This window comes from Kocuria gwangalliensis (assembly GCF_039544365.1).
GTDB classification, from domain to species: Bacteria; Actinomycetota; Actinomycetes; order Actinomycetales; family Micrococcaceae; genus Kocuria; species Kocuria gwangalliensis.
In genome coordinates, this window is sequence record NZ_BAABLN010000034.1 from 168,455 (window position 1) to 184,294 (window position 15,840).

General features: G+C 61.8%; 18 protein-coding genes and 1 other RNA gene. 4 read left to right on the forward strand and 15 right to left on the reverse strand.

What is annotated here, in order from left to right; translation table 11 throughout:
* Positions 1 to 804 carry a histidinol-phosphatase gene (gene hisN / locus ABEA06_RS11930; protein WP_345311614.1) on the forward strand — a complete coding sequence of 268 codons (804 nt, stop codon included), beginning with the start codon at positions 1 to 3 and terminating at the stop codon, positions 802 to 804.
* 112 nt (positions 805 to 916) lie between these two features.
* Here hisN and ABEA06_RS11935 read toward each other — a convergent pair whose 3' ends face one another.
* The 4 genes from ABEA06_RS11935 to ABEA06_RS11950 all read right to left on the reverse strand — a co-directional run bounded on the left by ABEA06_RS11935 (position 917) and on the right by ABEA06_RS11950 (position 4,414).
* Positions 917 to 1,669, reverse strand: a complete 753-nt coding sequence (locus ABEA06_RS11935; protein WP_303381610.1) for a hypothetical protein — start codon at positions 1,667 to 1,669, stop codon at positions 917 to 919.
* A 175-nt stretch (positions 1,670 to 1,844) separates the two neighbouring features.
* Positions 1,845 to 2,212: a transfer-messenger RNA gene (ssrA, locus tag ABEA06_RS11940) on the reverse strand.
* Between the two features lie 91 nt (positions 2,213 to 2,303).
* Positions 2,304 to 3,731: a sugar porter family MFS transporter gene (locus ABEA06_RS11945; RefSeq protein ID WP_303383535.1), complete on the reverse strand. Its 1,428-nt coding sequence runs from the start codon at positions 3,729 to 3,731 to the stop codon at positions 2,304 to 2,306.
* A 62-nt stretch (positions 3,732 to 3,793) separates the two neighbouring features.
* Positions 3,794 to 4,414 carry a nucleoside/nucleotide kinase family protein gene (locus ABEA06_RS11950; protein ID WP_303383536.1) on the reverse strand — a complete coding sequence of 207 codons (621 nt, stop codon included), beginning with the start codon at positions 4,412 to 4,414 and terminating at the stop codon, positions 3,794 to 3,796.
* A 238-nt stretch (positions 4,415 to 4,652) separates the two neighbouring features.
* Between ABEA06_RS11950 and ABEA06_RS11955 the strand changes: the two genes are divergently transcribed.
* Entirely contained in the window at positions 4,653 to 5,381 is a 729-nt protein-coding gene (locus tag ABEA06_RS11955) for an SDR family oxidoreductase (RefSeq protein WP_345311615.1), read from the forward strand.
* Positions 5,382 to 5,419: 38 nt separating this feature from the next.
* Here the strand turns inward: ABEA06_RS11955 and smpB are convergent, their stop codons facing one another.
* The gene (smpB, locus tag ABEA06_RS11960; RefSeq protein ID WP_345311616.1) at positions 5,420 to 5,911 is read right to left on the reverse strand and encodes an SsrA-binding protein SmpB; all 492 of its coding nucleotides are present in this window, start codon (positions 5,909 to 5,911) and stop codon (positions 5,420 to 5,422) included.
* 116 nt (positions 5,912 to 6,027) lie between these two features.
* Positions 6,028 to 7,146: a peptide chain release factor 2 gene (gene prfB, locus ABEA06_RS11965; protein WP_312396680.1), complete on the reverse strand. Its 1,119-nt coding sequence runs from the start codon at positions 7,144 to 7,146 to the stop codon at positions 6,028 to 6,030.
* A gap of 82 nt (positions 7,147 to 7,228) precedes the next feature.
* Between prfB and ABEA06_RS11970 the strand changes: the two genes are divergently transcribed.
* Both ABEA06_RS11970 and ABEA06_RS11975 read left to right on the forward strand, forming a co-directional pair.
* Positions 7,229 to 8,401 carry a glucose-1-phosphate adenylyltransferase family protein gene (locus tag ABEA06_RS11970; RefSeq protein WP_345311617.1) on the forward strand — a complete coding sequence of 391 codons (1,173 nt, stop codon included), beginning with the start codon at positions 7,229 to 7,231 and terminating at the stop codon, positions 8,399 to 8,401.
* A gap of 542 nt (positions 8,402 to 8,943) precedes the next feature.
* A complete protein-coding gene (locus ABEA06_RS11975) occupies positions 8,944 to 9,768 on the forward strand; it encodes a DUF4352 domain-containing protein (RefSeq protein ID WP_345311618.1) in 825 nt (274 codons plus the stop codon).
* A 275-nt stretch (positions 9,769 to 10,043) separates the two neighbouring features.
* Here ABEA06_RS11975 and ABEA06_RS11980 read toward each other — a convergent pair whose 3' ends face one another.
* From ABEA06_RS11980 to ABEA06_RS12020, 9 genes are all read right to left on the reverse strand, one after another.
* A complete protein-coding gene (locus ABEA06_RS11980) occupies positions 10,044 to 10,253 on the reverse strand; it encodes a hypothetical protein (protein WP_345311619.1) in 210 nt (69 codons plus the stop codon).
* A gap of 20 nt (positions 10,254 to 10,273) precedes the next feature.
* A complete protein-coding gene (locus tag ABEA06_RS11985) occupies positions 10,274 to 10,789 on the reverse strand; it encodes a pilus assembly protein TadG-related protein (protein ID WP_345311620.1) in 516 nt (171 codons plus the stop codon).
* Complete coding sequence (locus tag ABEA06_RS11990) at positions 10,786 to 11,262, reverse strand: hypothetical protein (protein ID WP_345311621.1); 477 nt, start codon at positions 11,260 to 11,262, stop codon at positions 10,786 to 10,788. The genes ABEA06_RS11985 and ABEA06_RS11990 overlap by 4 nt, the downstream gene beginning before the upstream one ends.
* Positions 11,243 to 11,644 carry a TadE family protein gene (locus ABEA06_RS11995; protein WP_345311622.1) on the reverse strand — a complete coding sequence of 134 codons (402 nt, stop codon included), beginning with the start codon at positions 11,642 to 11,644 and terminating at the stop codon, positions 11,243 to 11,245. The genes ABEA06_RS11990 and ABEA06_RS11995 overlap by 20 nt, the downstream gene beginning before the upstream one ends.
* Positions 11,616 to 11,840, reverse strand: a complete 225-nt coding sequence (locus tag ABEA06_RS12000) for a hypothetical protein (protein ID WP_345311623.1) — start codon at positions 11,838 to 11,840, stop codon at positions 11,616 to 11,618. The genes ABEA06_RS11995 and ABEA06_RS12000 overlap by 29 nt, the downstream gene beginning before the upstream one ends.
* Positions 11,841 to 11,889: 49 nt before the next feature.
* The gene (locus tag ABEA06_RS12005) at positions 11,890 to 12,837 is read right to left on the reverse strand and encodes a type II secretion system F family protein (protein WP_303383430.1); all 948 of its coding nucleotides are present in this window, start codon (positions 12,835 to 12,837) and stop codon (positions 11,890 to 11,892) included.
* Positions 12,834 to 13,691: a type II secretion system F family protein gene (locus tag ABEA06_RS12010; protein WP_303383429.1), complete on the reverse strand. Its 858-nt coding sequence runs from the start codon at positions 13,689 to 13,691 to the stop codon at positions 12,834 to 12,836. Before ABEA06_RS12010 ends, ABEA06_RS12005 begins: the two co-directional genes overlap by 4 nt.
* On the reverse strand, positions 13,688 to 14,992 hold the full coding sequence (locus ABEA06_RS12015; protein WP_345311624.1) for a CpaF family protein: 1,305 nt from the start codon (positions 14,990 to 14,992) through the stop codon (positions 13,688 to 13,690). Before ABEA06_RS12015 ends, ABEA06_RS12010 begins: the two co-directional genes overlap by 4 nt.
* A 401-nt stretch (positions 14,993 to 15,393) precedes the next feature.
* Complete coding sequence (locus tag ABEA06_RS12020) at positions 15,394 to 15,840, reverse strand: DUF2304 domain-containing protein (protein ID WP_345311625.1); 447 nt, start codon at positions 15,838 to 15,840, stop codon at positions 15,394 to 15,396.

The window sequence follows — 15,840 nt, forward strand, 5'->3', positions numbered from 1 at the left end:
ATGCGACCACCCAGCAGTTACACGGATGATCTCCGTCTCGCGCACATTCTGGCCGATTCTGTGGACGGGCTGACCATGCGTCGGTTCAAGGCCCAGGACCTCCACGTGGAGACCAAACCCGATCTCACCCCCGTCACGGACGCGGACCGCGAGGCCGAATCGGTGATCCGTTCACAACTGGGCCGGGTGCGTAATCGCGATGCCGTGATCGGCGAAGAGTTCGGCACCAGCGGATCCGGTTCCCGGAAATGGGTGATCGACCCGATCGACGGCACCAAGAACTTTGTGCGCGGTGTGCCCGTGTGGGCCACGCTCATCGGGCTGATCGAGGACGACCAAGTGGTGGCCGGTGTGGTCTCCGCACCTGCCCTGAATCGCCGCTGGTGGGCCGCCCTGGGTTCGGGCGCCTTCACGGGTCGCTCGTTGTCGCAGGCCACGCGGTTGTCCGTGTCATCGGTCAACCAGCTCTCTGATGCTTCGCTATCCTACTCGTCCCTGACCGGCTGGCGGGATCTGGGGGTGCGTGATCAGTTCATTGAGCTGACCGACTCCGTGTGGCGCACGCGCGCCTACGGTGACTTCTGGTCCTACTGCCTGGTGGCCGAGGGTGCCGTGGACATTGCATGCGAGCCCGAGCTCAGCCTCTACGACATGGCTGCCCTGGTGCCCATCGTCACCGAGGCCGGCGGCCGCTTCACCTCACTCAAGGGCCAGGACGGCCCGTTCGGCGCCAACGCGATCGCCAGCAACGGGGTGCTTCACGACGCCGCTCTGGACATTCTGGGCACACGCGAAACGTCCTAGGGCCGGAACCCACTGGCACCTACCCTTAACCACCTCGTGCCCCGGGCGGCCGAGACGCCCGCGTGGAGCGGCGTCGTCGACCGTGCCGGGGCACGATGCCGTGGGAGGCGCGTTAGCTGTTGATACCCATGTTCTGGTTGACGGCGTCCTGAACGCACTGCTCGTACGCGGTCTGGGAACCGGAGTCGATCAGCGGCAGGCAATCGCTGACCATGTCGAAGGCCCAGAAGAACAGGACCGCCATGATGATGCCGCCGATGATTGCCAGGATCGAGAGCACGATACCGACGATCGGCAGCGCCTTGGAGGCTCCCGGGGTCTTCTTGAGCTTGGACAGTCCAACAATTCCGAGGATCAGACCGACCAGACCAATCAGGCCGCCGATGCCCAAGAACCAGAAGGTCAGGATGCCGATGATGCCCAACACGAGCGAGGCGATGCCCAGGCCGTGTCCGGCGGGCTTGCCGTTGCCGTAATAATTCTGGTTGCCGTAGGGCTGCTGGTTGTAGTCGTTCTGGTAGTACGTGGGGTTGTTGGCCCCGCCCGGGCCGTACGCCTGGTTGCCGTACTGGTCGTTACCGTAACCCTGGTTGCCGTAGCCCTGCTGGCCCTGGTTGCCGTACTGGTCATTGCCGTACTGCTGATCACCGTACTGCGGCTGGTTGCCGTAGCCCTGGTTGCCGCCGTATTGGCCGTAGTCGGGCTGCTGCGAACCGTAGTTCTGCTGCGGCCGGTCGTAGGCGTTGTGACCGAAGGTCTGGTCGTTGCCCTCCACGCGCTGACCGTACTCGGGCTGGTTGTTGCCCGAGGTGTGTCCGGACGCGGAGGAAGAACCGGACTGCGGCTCGTTGGGACGATCGCTCATGGGATGCACCTACCTGTCTGTCGAGTGGCTGTTCGTGGGTTCTGCACCCAAGTCTTCCACAGGGCGCCGACGGGTCCGGGGGTTACATACGCTCTTTTTCTCTCAGCGTGTTTCAGCTGCCGGGCATGAAAAAAGCCCCGCGTATCACACGAGGCTTTCTCCCAATACGGGAAATTTGTGGAGATGGGGGGAATTGAACCCCCGTCCGATGCAGTATTGTCAGGGCTTCTCCGGGTGCAGTGTGCTGATAGGTTTCTCAGTTCCGGCCATCCCGCACACAGGTGGCCGCCGAACTCAGTTACGTAAGAGTCCCACGAACGCCCGTAACCTGCGTTCGCAGCAGTGACCTTCTAGCTGATGGCAGGATCCAGGTCGAAGGTGAACCTGGGCTGCCAGACTGCTGTCGCTACTTACGCAGCGAGAGCGAAGTCAGTGCGCTTGGATTTGGCACTTATTGTTTTACAGAGAGCGTTTACGAGATAACTCTGCGTCCTCGACCCGCTTCCCCTGTCTCAACTCACATCGTCGAAACCGATCATCCCCGTATGCAGTTACCAATCCGCTCCCTCTCGGTCGCGGACACATCAGCATACGCCCGCGCAAGGCTGCCCGTCAACACTGATCCTGCCCGCGGTTACTTCCGCAGCTCAGTCTTCGGCAGGCTGAGCGTATCGGCCATCTCCTCGAGCGGAACCTGCTTAGTCTCGGGCATGACCTTCAGAACCCACACGAGCTGAAGCACCATGAAGATGAAGAATGCCAAGAAGGCGACCCCACCACCGAAGCTCGCGACGATCCCCGGGAAGGTCCAGGATGTCACGGCCGCGAAGAACCAGTGCACGAAACTACCCAGTGCCTGTCCTTGCGCGCGCACCTTGTTGGGAAAGATTTCGGCGATGAAGACCCAGATCACAGCGCCCTGGCCGAATGCGTGGGCCGCAATGAACACCACGAGGGAGAGCAATACGATGAGAGCGCTGCCCGCGCCAAAACCGCCCTCGCCACGCGTCAGGAAGACCAGGGAGATGCATCCCAGTGACACCAGATAGCCGATGCTGCCCACGAGCATGAGGCGGCGGCGCCCGAACTTGTCGATGACGGTGAGTGCCGCCATGGTGGCCAACAAGTTGACCAGGCCCACCACGATGGACTGCAGGAGAGCTACGTCTCCGCTGGCGCCCGCCATCCGGAAAATGTCCGGCGCGTAGTACAAAATGGCGTTGATACCCGACAGCTGATTGAACGCCGCGATCGCAATCGCAAGGAGAATGACCTTCTTGTGCGGTCCCGTAAACAGTTTGGTGGAGTCCTGTTCTCGATCGCGCCGAGCGCTCTTCTCCAGCTCAGCGAATTCGGTCTCGAGCTCGGACCGTGACGATGTCAGTCGAGCAAGAATCCCGTGCGAGGTGTCCATGTGACCCTGCGTGTAGAGCCAACGAGGGCTCTCCGGAACGGTAAACACCAGTAGGAAGAAGACGAGTGCCGGGGCCGCTTCCACCCCGAACATCCAGCGCCAGGCAACCTCTTCGCCCACGAACTTGGCGATCACCCAGTTGGACACGTAGGCGAGCAAGATTCCCAACACCACGTTGAACTGAACCAGCCCCACCAGGCGTCCGCGGTTTCGAGCCGGTGAGATCTCGGTGGTGTAGATGGGCGCCACCACGCTCGCTGCGCCTACGCCAATACCTCCGATGAATCGGAAGACCATGAAGAGATACCAGTCCGAGACCACCGCGCTGCCGATGGCCGAGATGAAGTACAGAACCCCGATGGTCAGGAGGACTTTCTTACGTCCGAACTTGTTCGAGGGATACCCAGCGCACAGCGCACCGATGATGGTGCCGATCAGCGCCGTGGCCACCGTGAACCCCAACCCGAACCCAGACAGGTCGAAAACCCTCGTGAGTGACTCGGTGGTTCCAGAGATCACGGCCGTATCGAATCCGAAGAGCAACCCGCCCAGGGCTGCCACGACCGCGCTACGCAGGACCAGACCATTGAGGCGGTTCTCAGCGGGCGCGGGGCTCGGTGTTGTCGGTGAATTCGTTCCTGAAGACATCAGTGTCCCCTGTCAGTAACGGTTTGGCAATGGGTTCTGGTGCACTCATCGGCCCGGGTGCTTCATGGTAGGACTCGGAACCGTCGATTGGCACGATCTCGGGTGCGCGACACGATTCGTGCATTAACGCCGTCCACTTCTCGGACCCATGTGCGCGAATGTTGCAGGGAATCTCCGTGGGATACGCGTCGGTCGATGAGCCGAGTTTCCCGCAGGTCATCGTCCACTTCCAGATACCAACACTCGTCCAGGAGCCTTCCGATGCGCTCCCAACCGTGGGAATCGTGCAAGAGGTAATTTCCCTCCGTGATGACGAGTGGAGCCTCCGGCGGAACGGGCACGGCGCTACCAATTGGTTCTTCCATGTCTCGATCGAATCGTGGTGCGTAGACCAACTGGTCCTGACCGAACCTGATGCGCTCCAGCAGCGAGGCGTAGCCGGCAACGTCGAAAGTATCCGGCGCACCCTTCCGCTCAGACCGGCCGAGCCTGCGCAATTCTTCTCCGGCGAGATGGAACCCGTCCATTTGCACCAGAGCCGCCCGGCTCCCCAACGCAGCCACGAGACCTTCACTGACCGTGGTCTTCCCTGCTCCCGGAGATCCGGTGACACCTAGGACACGCCGTCGCCCATCGGACACCAAGTCCGCGGCCAATTCGACCAGGCGGTCCAGATCAGCCATGCACCCACCATCATCCGAGAATCGCGATGATCCCCCGGGAACCGACGGACCTGGCATCATGTCTGTTCCTCCGAGGATGACTGGCTGACGTGATACGGAACACTAATGAGGGCCTGACGTGGATGTCAACGGACATGGAGGGGCATGACACCCGTGACATCGTGTGTTTCACTGACCACGTCATCATGTGCGGCCGGCCACAGCCGGAGTCGCGCTCGGGCTTGCGATGGGAGACACCATGGACGACTTCAAGGCGCGGACGATCCTCGTGACGGGGGCAAGTGGCGGGATTGGAGGGGCCACGGTGCGCATGCTCCGTGACAGGGGCGCCACAGTCCTGGCTGCCGGTCGCAACGTCGAAGCTCTTGAGCGGCTCTCCGGCGAGACCGGCGCAACCGCCCTCCCCTTCGAACTCACCGACGAGGACAGCGTCAAGGCAGCTCTCGAGGGCAAGGACCTCTACGGCGTGGTGAACTGCGGTGGGTGGGGTGGTGCCATCGAAACCCCGCAAGACGCGGATGTGGAGGTCTTCGACCAGGTCATGGCGATCAATGCACGGAGCACCCTGCTGGTCACCAAATACGCCTCCCGGGAAATGATTCGGGTGGGCAAAGGAGGCGCCATTGTCAACGTGTCCAGTCAGGCCAGCCTGGTGGGGCTCAAGGGACACATTGCCTACGGGTCTTCCAAGGCCGCCATGGACAACATCACTCGCGTGAGCTCGCTGGAGCTCGGTCAGTACGGGATCCGGGCCAACAGCGTGAACCCCACGGTGGTGATGACCCCCATGTCAGCGTGGTATTGGGGACGGCCAGATGTCGAGGGGCCCTACCTCGAACAGATGCCCCTGGGTCGCTGGGCCACCGTTGAGGACATCGCGGCACCCATCGTCTTTCTACTCAGCGATGAAGCCGCCATGATCAGCGGCGTGTCCCTGCCCATCGATGGCGGATACACGAACCGCTAGGAGAAGAACCGTCCGGCTGAGTCGGCCGGACGAGTCGTTCACACCCCCATGTTGCGGTAGCGCATGGCGCGCTGGGCCTCACGGTTGTCCTGCTTTTCGCGCAGGGTCTGGCGCTTGTCGTACTCTCGCTTACCGCGGGCCACGGCGATCTCCACCTTCACGCGCTTGTTGTCCACGAAATATAGGGACAACGGGATGATGGTGTAGCCGGCCTCGCGGGTCTTGCCCGCGATCTTGTCCAGCTCGGTGCGGTGCAGGAGTAGTTTGCGGCGCCGCCGTGCCGAGTGGTTGGTCCACGAGCCCTGCAGGTACTCCGGGATGTGCGCGTGTTCCAACCACAGTTCACCGCTGCGGTCGAACTGGCAGAACGCATCCACCAGGGACGCGCGCCCCATGCGCAGCGACTTCACCTCGGTGCCCATGAGCGCCAGGCCGGCCTCGTAGGTGTCGTAGATGTTGTAGTCGTGCCGGGCTTTCTTGTTGTTGGCCACGATCTGGCGGCCGTCGTCGTTCTTCTTCTTCTTGGCCATGGGCCGTTACTTCCTTCAGCGGGTCTCTCCCCCGGACGACGCCGCTGCACTCCCCGGGTGCCCGAGGGCACCTGCCGGGCGGGGCGGCGTCGTCGTCGTCGTGAGAAAAGAGCTCCTTAGTCTTCGTCGTGGTTGCGCGCGCCCGCGCGCCAACGGATGCCTTCGTCGATGAACTTGTCGATGCCACCGTCGAACACGTTGGAGGGATTGCCCTCTTCATAGTTGGTGCGCAGGTCCTTGACCATCTGGTACGGGTTGAGCACGTAGGAGCGCATTTGATCGCCCCAGGATGCCTTGACGTCCCCGGCCATTTCCTTCTTCTTGGCGTCCGCTTCTTCCTGGCGCTGCAACAGCAGTCGGGACTGCAGCACACGCAGCGCAGCGGCACGGTTCTGGATCTGCGACTTCTCGTTCTGCATGGACACCACGATGCCCGTGGGAATGTGGGTCATGCGCACCGCGGAGTCCGTGGTGTTCACGGACTGACCACCGGGGCCCGAGGAGCGGAACACATCCACCTTGAGCTCGGCCTCAGGAATTTCCACGGTGTCATCGGATTCAATCAGCGGAATCACCTCCACCGCGGCAAACGAGGTCTGGCGGCGACCCTGGTTGTCGAAGGGCGAAATGCGCACCAGGCGGTGCGTGCCGGCCTCGACCGAGAGCGTACCGAACGCGTACGGGGCCTTGACCTCGAACGTGGCGGACTTCAAGCCCGCCTCTTCCGCGTAGGAGGTGTCGAGCACCGTGGTGGGGTAACCGTGACGCTCCGCCCACCGCAGGTACATGCGCATGAGGATTTCCGCGAAGTCGGCGGCATCCACACCGCCGGCGCCGGAGCGGATGGTGACCACGGCCTCGCGCTCATCGTATTCGCCCGCCAGCAGGGTCTGGATCTCGAGTTGGCCCAGAGCCTTGCGGATGGATTCGAGCTCGTCCACCGTGCTGTCACGGGTGTCCTGGTCGTCTTCTTCCTCGGCCAACTCCACCATGACCTCCAGGTCATCGATGCGCTCGTTGAGCTTCTTGAGTCGGTCCATCTTGGACTGCTTGTGGGACAGCCGCGACGTGACCTTTTGCGCGCGGTCCTGGTCGTTCCAGAGATCCGGGGCCGTGGCCTCCTGCGAGAGCTCGGCGATTTCCCGTTCGAGCGCCGCAACGTCTGTGACGGCCTCCACGGACGCATAGGTGGAGCGCAGATCGCGAATTTCAGCTGCAAAATCAATAGAGGCCATGGGACACCACTTTACGGCATCCGTTCGGGTCCTTCAGTGCCGCTATTCTGGTGGTCAGCCACAATCGATCAGGAGGGTGACTATGGAGCGTCCCACGGTTCTCGCACTTATTCTTGCCGGCGGTAAAGGATCGCGGCTGGGGGCGCTCACCGATCACGTGGTCAAACCCGCCCTGCCCGTGGGCGGCACCTATCGATTGATCGACATCTCCCTGTCCAACCTGGCGCACTCTCATATTTCCGACGTGTGGATGGTGCAGCAGTACCTCCCCTACAGCCTGAACAAGTACCTCGCCAACGGCCGCCCATGGGATCTGGACCGCTCGCACGGCGGGCTGCAGATCCTGCCGCCGTACGAGGGCTCCCACGGTGAGGGCTTCGCCTCCGGCAATTCGGATTCGATCTATCGTCAGGCCGAGCTGATCCGTGAGGCAGATCCGGATCTGGTGCTCGTGCTCTCGGCCGACCATCTGTATACCGTCGATTTCCGCGACGTGATCAACACCCATCTGACCAAACGCGCGGATCTGACGATGGTCACCACCCACGTACACGAGGACACCTCCCGGTACAGCGTGGTCACCCCGGAAGAGTCCGGTGCGGTGACCTCGTTCGCGTATAAGCCCGAGGACCCGTCCAGCCAGATCGTTGCCGGTGAGATGTTTCTCTTCAATACCGACAAGTTGCTCGCCGCCCTGCACACTCTGCAGGACGAACTCGGTCAGCTCGCCGACTACGGCGAGGACCTGATCCCGTACTTCATGGACCACCACGCGGTGTTCGAACACCGCCACCTGGGCTACTGGATGGACCTGGGCACGATCCAGTCCTACTGGACCGCACAGATGCAGCTGATCGACGGCAACGGCGCCACCCTTGATGATCCGAACTGGCCCATTTGGACCGGCCAGGTTCCGCTCCTGCCCGGTTTCGTCAACGACGGCGCCGCGGTCACCAACTCCTACGTCGCTCCCGGCGCACGCGTGGCCGGCACGGTGGAGCACTCGGTGATCGGCCAGAACTGTGTGATCGAGGCCGGTGCGGTGGTCCGCAACAGCGTGCTGTTGGACAACGTGCACGTGGGCTCCACGGTGGAGCTGATCAACGTGGTGGCAGATTCCGGGGCGGAGATCACCGGTGGCACTCGGCGCGGGTCGTCCCAGGCGATCACACTGATCGACCGTGGGGGCACGGTCAGCCAGCGGGACGAGTTCGACCACTCGGCGGAGTTACCTCGGGACCCGGAGAACTACTGAGGTTCGACTATGAGGTTCCGGATTTAACGGACTGCAAACACGGCCACGATGACGGATCCAAGAATGAACGCCACCGCCACCAACAACCTGCCGCCAAGGCGACAAACACGAATACAAGACGCAGACAATCGAGCATATGTAAGTGACACATGGCGCCCTTGAGGAAGCGACATGAGTTTCTAATGAGCCCGCGAATTGCCCCAGGCCGATCCAAAAGACCAGCGATCTGCTCTAAGATTCTTCCAAGATGGCACTGATAGTAGCCAGGGCCTAAACAGCGAGGTTGTTAGTTAAAAAAAGGCAGCTTTGACGAAAGCTGCCCTTTGCGAGCCACCGCGCAGACCGTTCCATCTTCATCTGCATCAGGAAATAAAGTGCATTCCAGTCACCTGGATCGAGTCTGTGGGAGAGAATCCGACTACTACCCCCAGCGTTGTGAACGTGACAATCCCGAGTGCACTGGAGCATTCGGATGCGGTCCTTCCGAGGTCCGCCGCGATTTACACCGACTACTGACTCATCCTTGAAAAGGGCTCGATCCCATGTCACAAAATTTCTCAATTGGACCACCGTGGAAAGTTTTGGCCCAGGCAGGCGCGGCGCTGCTTTGTCTGTCATTGGCAACCGGGTGTAGCACTCCGGGCACCGGTGACTCTGGCCAATCGACAGATGGTCAAGCAACTTCTTCTAGCTCCCAGCCCTCAGCCGCAACGACACCGGAGGCTGATTCAGATGCCGAGATGCATCAAGTCGGCGACACGGTCACGATGGGCGATCTAGAACATACGGTGCATGCTGTTCGATACTCCGCGGGCGACGAAATAACGTCTCCCGAGTCCGGGACAGAATGGCTCGTATTAGACGTTGAAGTCACCAATAATTCGTCTAATTCTCAAGCCATCTCTTCACTCATGATGTGGGCCCTGAATGATCCAGAGAACCGTAGTGCCGACGTGGCCATGACGGGTGACGAGCGCGGCAATCTGGACGGAGAGCTTGGACCAGGTCGTTCTATGCGAGGTGAAATCGCCTACACGGTGAATCCAGATCATAAGCTGTGGGAGCTCATCTTCTCGCCCGAAGTCTTGGGATTGGGACAGGCGATCTATGAAATTCCCGCTCCCGCTGCAGCCCCAAAGACACCCGGTTCAGCCCAGCAAACCCCGGGTGTACCTTCCGTCTCTGGCGGGAGTGGAGGCGACAAATTCACCTACGATGAGGCCTACGCTGCGTGGGAAAACGGCATGCCGTACTTCGAAGCTTTCTGCGAGAACTACATCCCCACGACGGACGGTGGCGTATCTCAATGCGAGGGCATTCAGACAGGCACTGTTGACGCAGTGACAGGAGAGTATCTCGGCGGGTAATTTACTGCCACGTGGTGGAGGGGCGGAGTCGATTTGGATCATCTCCGTCCCTTCAGCCCTGACCGACGACTTCATGAGTCCAACATCGACTGGCTGATCCCGGTCGAGATTGAACTTGCTTGGGTCGGTCACCTGGAACGCTCGATTGTGACTGGTGTTAATTAGAGCAATCAGCTTCCCAAATCCGTCGCTGGCGTCCACCGACACCGTGCCTCCGGAGTCAGTATCCGAGGAGTGGCGAATGCTCAGTCGGTAGTTACCTAGTTGATGAGCCGTCACAGGGAAGATGAACCATTCGGCGTCGTGGAGGTACTGCGGACCGCACGGGCACCGCACTCGTTGCGCTGATTCGCATCGATGTACAGAGCGGGATCGTCAATGCCATCCTCGGCCTGAACACGAATAGATGAAGGTTTGGCGCCATGTTTCGTGTCATCACAACCCTTGCGCCAAGCATTCACGGCACGAACGATATCGGTCTGCAACGTGTCCCCTCCACTTCTTACTAGCGCCCCATCACAGCTCGAGCGTCACCGGTGGCAGTGATCGGGACGCCCGCAGGGATGATGAAGTTCACCACCGGAGGGTGGACCACGGCCTCCAGAGTGACTTGGGCCGTGAGCCCGTCGGGGGTTCCCGTGGGTGCGCCGAGCGACAGCTGCTCGACCTCGTCGAAGGCCCCCACGGTTCCCAGGTAGCTCGATGCCGCGCCCGCCACGCCGTCGTGCGTCAGGATCGGCGACGGCGCCGCGCCCTCCGATCGATCCAGGTCGGTGAACGTGTCCGCCGCGGCGCTGGACGCCCGATCGGCCAGGGACTGAAGTTTGCGCTCCCCTATGTAAACGCTCGTGATGGCCATGACGGTGATCGTGAGCAGCAGCGTGACCAGGGTGAAACCCAACAGGACAATGGTGGTTTGCCCGTCGTCTCGTTCTCCAGGGTCCCCGTGAAACCGGCCCCAGAGCCCCGCCACGATGCCTGTGCCGCGCGACGAACGTTCGATTCCGCGCAGAGTCCTCACGAGTATCTCCCGGACACGACCGTGACGTCCGAAGTGAGGGTGGCCACGTTGGCCGTCACGAAGCCGGGAACAGCCGGGAGGCTCACGTTGAGCTGGGCATGAACCGTCGCGACGGCACCGGGTGAGGTGCACGAGCCGTCCGAGCAACTCACCTCGAGGGCGAGGTCCTGCGCATCGAAACCGTGATCCAGCGCAGCCACCGCCGCGATGTCATGGATGGCAGCCTGATTGAAGCTACCCGCTTCCATGACCGAAATGGCCTGACCGGCCTGCTCCGACGCGGCCACCACGGCGAACGAGCCGGCTTGAACCCGGGACACCGTCACGACCAGGTAGATCACCGGAATGAGCAGCAACAAACCCAACGCGACGAATTCGACGATGGCACTGCCCCGATCCGCATGGTCAGGGTCACCAACCGGTGACGCCGCCTTCCGCCCCAGTGCAGCGCGTCTAGTCCATGACCACTGCATGACCGCTCACATTCGATGCTTCCGGGGGCCCGAACATTGCCACGACGGGCAGCGGCGCGACCACGGTCACCTCCACGGCTGGCAATGATCCCACCTGAGTTCGCGAGATGCTGACGTTGTGGGCGTAGCTCTCACCCACCGAATTAGCGATGATGCCGCGAGCGCGAGCCACGCCGTCGTCGTCGGTGCGGTCCGCCAGACTGGCGTACCGCGCGCCGGCCGCGGCGGCGTCGATCAGGGTGTTGCGCACGTGTAAAGCAAAACCCAACTGCAGGATCCCCGCGAAAATAATCACCGCGAGCGCCAGGACCATGACGTATTCGGCAACGGCGCTACCCGCGTCCTTGAGGTCTTCAGAAACCGGAGACTCGGTTGATCGCATCCTGGAACAAGCCTTCGAGTGCGGGGCGGGCGATGAGCAGCAATCCGGCGACGAGTACTGCCGACATCAGTGTGAGCATGACCCAGCCGGGCACGTCTCCCCGATCGCGGTCATCGTCCGTCAATCGCGAGCGCAGTGCATTGATCGAGGTCAGCACGGCGAGCATCGGTGCGGTAAAGAATAGGTATCTTTTCATGTCAATCTCCTTCGATATTCACTAACTCTTTTTCAGTGCGGCGAAATTCTCAGAACCCCATGTCCAGCACGGCCAGGCCGGGGAAAACGGCAAAGACAACGCTGAGTGGGAGGACGAAAAATACAACCGGAATCAACATGGCAATTTCTTTCTTGCCCGCGATTTCCATCAGGACTCGCTTGTCGTGATCACGGACGTCCTGCGCCTGAGCGCGCAGCACCTCGGCCAGTGGAGTTCCTCGTTCGATGGCCACGATGATTCCGTCCACGAACCGGCCTAGGGGGATCACATCCGTCCGCGAGGAAAAATCCTGGAGGGCCGTCACCAGTCCGGAACCGGCGCGGGTCTGGGCCAGCACCTGCCGAAATTCGTCGACGAGCTCGCCTTCCGCAACGCGGCACACTCGTTCCAGGGCGCCGACGGCGCTTTCTCCCGCGCCGACGGACAAGGCCATGAGCTCGGCCACCGCGGGAAACTCAGCGAGCATGAGCTTTTCTCGCTTGGCAATGCGTTGTTTTAGGAGGAGATCCCTGAACCACACTCCGCAAAATGCGCCCAGGACCGCTCCGACCATGACGATCGCGACACTGACGTTTCCTTGCAGAATAAGGCCAATGCTGAACACGCTGCCGAGCAGAACGCCGAGCACCGCGAAGACAACTTGTTCGGCGCGATAGTCGACCACCGGTTTGTCGAGACCAGCGCGGATGAGTCGACGTTCCAGGACGGAAGCACTGCCGGCGAAGGGCACAATCTTGTCCGTGGCCCAGGCCAGTGCCTGTTGAAGTAGGGGCCCAATGGGATCGTTGCCGCCGGATCTACTGGCTCTCACTTGCCCACGTCGGTTCAGTGCCGAACTGACGTGCACCATACGTAGCTGCGGAGCAATCCGATCGGCGAAACTGGGTGCTCCCACGGCTCGAGCCGCGCTGAGCATCAACCACATTCCTCCGGCCAGTACCAGGGCAATGAGAATTCCCGTGGTCCACGTGTTCATCGCAGGACCCTCCGCTCGGTGGGCAGCGCTCCGAGCCGCAACATCAACCGGTACGCGGCTACGGAGATCGCCAGCCCACCCAGCAATACGAACGCCCCGGTGGCGGTGTTGTAGGCCTCAATGGCCGCGGGCTGGGTGGACATCAACGCCAGGACGAGCCACGGTGCCGCAACGGAGAGGCGGGCCGCGTTCACCGTCCAGGACTGCCGTGCTTCCAACTCACTGCGAGTCCGCTCGTTCTCACGCAGGAACGACGACAACGTGCCGAGGAGTTTGCCCAGATCCGTGCCACCCACCTCTCGGGTCACCCGGAGGGCCTCCACGATATTGTCCGCGACCGGGTCCGCCAACCGATTCTTGAGCAGAGTCAGCGACCCGTGTAACTGACCACTGGCCCGATAATCCGCGGCGAACTGACCGAAGGCCGGACGCAGAATTTCGGGGCCGCGGTACTGCAACTGCATGAGCGCTTCCGGCAATCCCATGCCGGCACGAATGGCGGAACGCAAATGGTCAACTACATCGGGCCACACCTCACGTAATACCGCCGAGCGCTTGCCACCACGCCGTTTGACGAACCACCACGGAATGTAGCCGGCCACCAACAGCGCACACAGACCAAAAGACGGCGCGGCTGTCAATGCAGTCACGGACAAGCCCGTGACCAGGGCACACGTGATGCATGCCGCGATCAACGCCGAGGGCGCAACGTGGGGCAGATCCGCACGCAGCAACAGTGTCTTCACGCGACCGGTCCGCGAGTGCCGAGTCCTCTTGTGGGTCGGCTGGTTCCAGAAGGACCACCACACAAGAAAGACTCCGGTCCCCATGAGGATGCCAACCAGTGCGCTCATGGGGTTTTCGCCCGAGACTTTTTCGGTTGCGCCTGATCCGATGCCCCGGTCTTGGCGGCGGGCGCCACGTCGAGAAGTGCCGAGGGCCGGTACCCGGACCTCAGGAACTTGTCCGGGGAGGGCACTTCGGCAGCGACCGGAACCAGTTCGCCGTCGATGTGGCGGAACAGCGGGTACGTCTCGATGATGCCGTTCTCCACGCGATTACCCACGGCCAGGATCTCACTCACAAATCGATGCCCGTTGTTGTTGCGATGGCAATGAACCACCATGTCGAAGCAGGAAGCCACCGTGGGAACCACGAATGCCGTACTGATGTTTTCCCCGGCCAACAGCGGCAGGGTGCAGATCTTGGTGACCGCATCGCGCGCGGAGTTGGCGTGCAGGGAACACATCCCTGGTAACCCGGAGTTCAGCGCTATCAACATGTCGAGGCTCTCGGCCTCACGGACCTCACCGACGATCAGGCGGTCCGGGCGCATTCGCAGCGCCTCTTTCACGAGCCGCCTCAGCGGGATCTCGCCGGCACCCTCCAGATTGGCCTGCCGACACTGCATGGCGACGACGTCGCGCAACGCCACCTTGAGCTCGAAGATCTCTTCCACCGTGACCACCCGCTCCCGCGGGCCGATCGACGCACACAGACAATTGAGCAGGGTGGTCTTGCCCGCCTGAGTGGCCCCGGACACCAGAATGTTGAGCCCGCTGGCAACCGAGGCCTCCAGGAACTTTGCGGCGGACGTACTCAGAGAACCCAACGCCACCAGATCCTGTACACGGCGGGCGCGCGCCACGAACTTCCGAATGTTCACGGCCCAGTGTTTACGGGTGACGTCCGGAATCACGACATGGAGCCGCGAACCATCCGGAAGGGCGGCGTCGACAAAGGGTGAACTGAGATCCAGCCTGCGCCCGGATGATTTCAGCATCCGCTCCACCAGGGTGCGCACGTGTGCCTCGCTCAACACCAAGCTGGTGAGCTCGGATTCTCCCGCGCGGGCCACGTAGATTTCGGCGGGCCCGTTGATCCAGATTTCTTCGATGTCCGGGTCATCGAGGTAGGGCTGAAGCGGCCCATAACCCGCCACCAGGTCCAGGACACTTTTGCGCACGGAGGCAAGGTCAGCAACGCGCGGCAGTCCGGCGCGGGCGGAGCGCAGGTCATAATCGTCGACGGCCGCATCGACGATTCGGCGCGTGGATTCGACCTCGTGCAGCGGGTCCAGCCCGCTCCTGCGGATCTGCTCCCTCACCTCCGCTTCGATCAGCCCAATAGCGTCTTCGGCTACCACTGTGGCCATAATTCCCCCTGGGGTTCCCCCGAACCCAACTGAGTGGCTAGTTCGTAATTGAACCTAGGGGAAAACTCCGCGGGCTGTTATTCCGCGCCAATCAAGTTGTTGATAACTAACCCATTACGGGTTTGACCAGGCTTTCGGCCGTGTCATGTACTGACCAAAAATGTAAACGCATACAGCCATGTTTTATCAGTGGTTCGCCAAGCGCTCCGTCCAAAGCCTGAGGGGAGGCAAATGCATCCCCGAATTCTGAGGTGAGGAAGCTGCAGAAAAACTGCTTCAGAACTGCCGTTGCCTCCCACCAGACTGCGCGACCGCCGATCAGGCCGGCTTCCATGCTGCCCGCCCCACGGGGTGACTGCCTGACGACCGCGCAGGGAAAAGAGCCGGCCCGGAACCCAGGCTCAGACGGCCGTGGAACCGGTGCGAGCGGCGTCGGCGGGGGGCGGGCCCAACGGTGAAGTGTGCTTGAAGGCGCGCACCGAGCGGCGGTCGGAATGATTGCTGGTCGGTTGCCAGGGCTTCTCGGCCTCGGAAATGGCGATGTGGCGGGCCAGGCGGGTGGTGTTGGTTTCCTGGATGCGGCGCTGATGGGCGCTGGTGAACTGGGTGATCATGAACAACACGATCAACCCGTAGAGCACCAGGTCGGTACCGCGACCAATCCCCAGGAAGCGCGCCAGGTGAGTGACCAGGTCCGGCACAAAGATGGAGAGCGCTGCGAACACGAAGAACGCGAGACCCACCAGCCGGCGGATGGCCTGATGCTTGGCGTTGACTCCCCCGCGCACCAGCGTGAGCGCACCGTAGGCCACGCCGAGGACCAGAACTAACTGAACAATGATCGTCAC

What these genes read in the sequence shown, in the direction of transcription:
- ABEA06_RS11995 (WP_345311622.1), bottom strand. Translation starts at nt 11,644, where the DNA reads ATGCGATCAACCGAGTCTCCGGTTTCTGAAGACCTCAAGGACGCGGGT.
- ABEA06_RS12005 (WP_303383430.1), bottom strand. Translation starts at nt 12,837, where the DNA reads ATGAACACGTGGACCACGGGAATTCTCATTGCCCTGGTACTGGCCGGA.
- ABEA06_RS11935 (WP_303381610.1), bottom strand. Translation starts at nt 1,669, where the DNA reads ATGAGCGATCGTCCCAACGAGCCGCAGTCCGGTTCTTCCTCCGCGTCC.
- hisN (WP_345311614.1), top strand. Translation starts at nt 1, where the DNA reads ATGCGACCACCCAGCAGTTACACGGATGATCTCCGTCTCGCGCACATT.
- ABEA06_RS12010 (WP_303383429.1), bottom strand. Translation starts at nt 13,691, where the DNA reads ATGAGCGCACTGGTTGGCATCCTCATGGGGACCGGAGTCTTTCTTGTG.
- ABEA06_RS12000 (WP_345311623.1), bottom strand. Translation starts at nt 11,840, where the DNA reads ATGAAAAGATACCTATTCTTTACCGCACCGATGCTCGCCGTGCTGACC.
- ABEA06_RS11950 (WP_303383536.1), bottom strand. Translation starts at nt 4,414, where the DNA reads ATGGCTGATCTGGACCGCCTGGTCGAATTGGCCGCGGACTTGGTGTCC.
- prfB (WP_312396680.1), bottom strand. Translation starts at nt 7,146, where the DNA reads ATGGCCTCTATTGATTTTGCAGCTGAAATTCGCGATCTGCGCTCCACC.
- ABEA06_RS12015 (WP_345311624.1), bottom strand. Translation starts at nt 14,992, where the DNA reads ATGGCCACAGTGGTAGCCGAAGACGCTATTGGGCTGATCGAAGCGGAG.
- ABEA06_RS11970 (WP_345311617.1), top strand. Translation starts at nt 7,229, where the DNA reads ATGGAGCGTCCCACGGTTCTCGCACTTATTCTTGCCGGCGGTAAAGGA.
- ABEA06_RS11990 (WP_345311621.1), bottom strand. Translation starts at nt 11,262, where the DNA reads ATGCAGTGGTCATGGACTAGACGCGCTGCACTGGGGCGGAAGGCGGCG.
- ABEA06_RS11955 (WP_345311615.1), top strand. Translation starts at nt 4,653, where the DNA reads ATGGACGACTTCAAGGCGCGGACGATCCTCGTGACGGGGGCAAGTGGC.
- smpB (WP_345311616.1), bottom strand. Translation starts at nt 5,911, where the DNA reads ATGGCCAAGAAGAAGAAGAACGACGACGGCCGCCAGATCGTGGCCAAC.
- ABEA06_RS11945 (WP_303383535.1), bottom strand. Translation starts at nt 3,731, where the DNA reads ATGTCTTCAGGAACGAATTCACCGACAACACCGAGCCCCGCGCCCGCT.
- ABEA06_RS11975 (WP_345311618.1), top strand. Translation starts at nt 8,944, where the DNA reads ATGTCACAAAATTTCTCAATTGGACCACCGTGGAAAGTTTTGGCCCAG.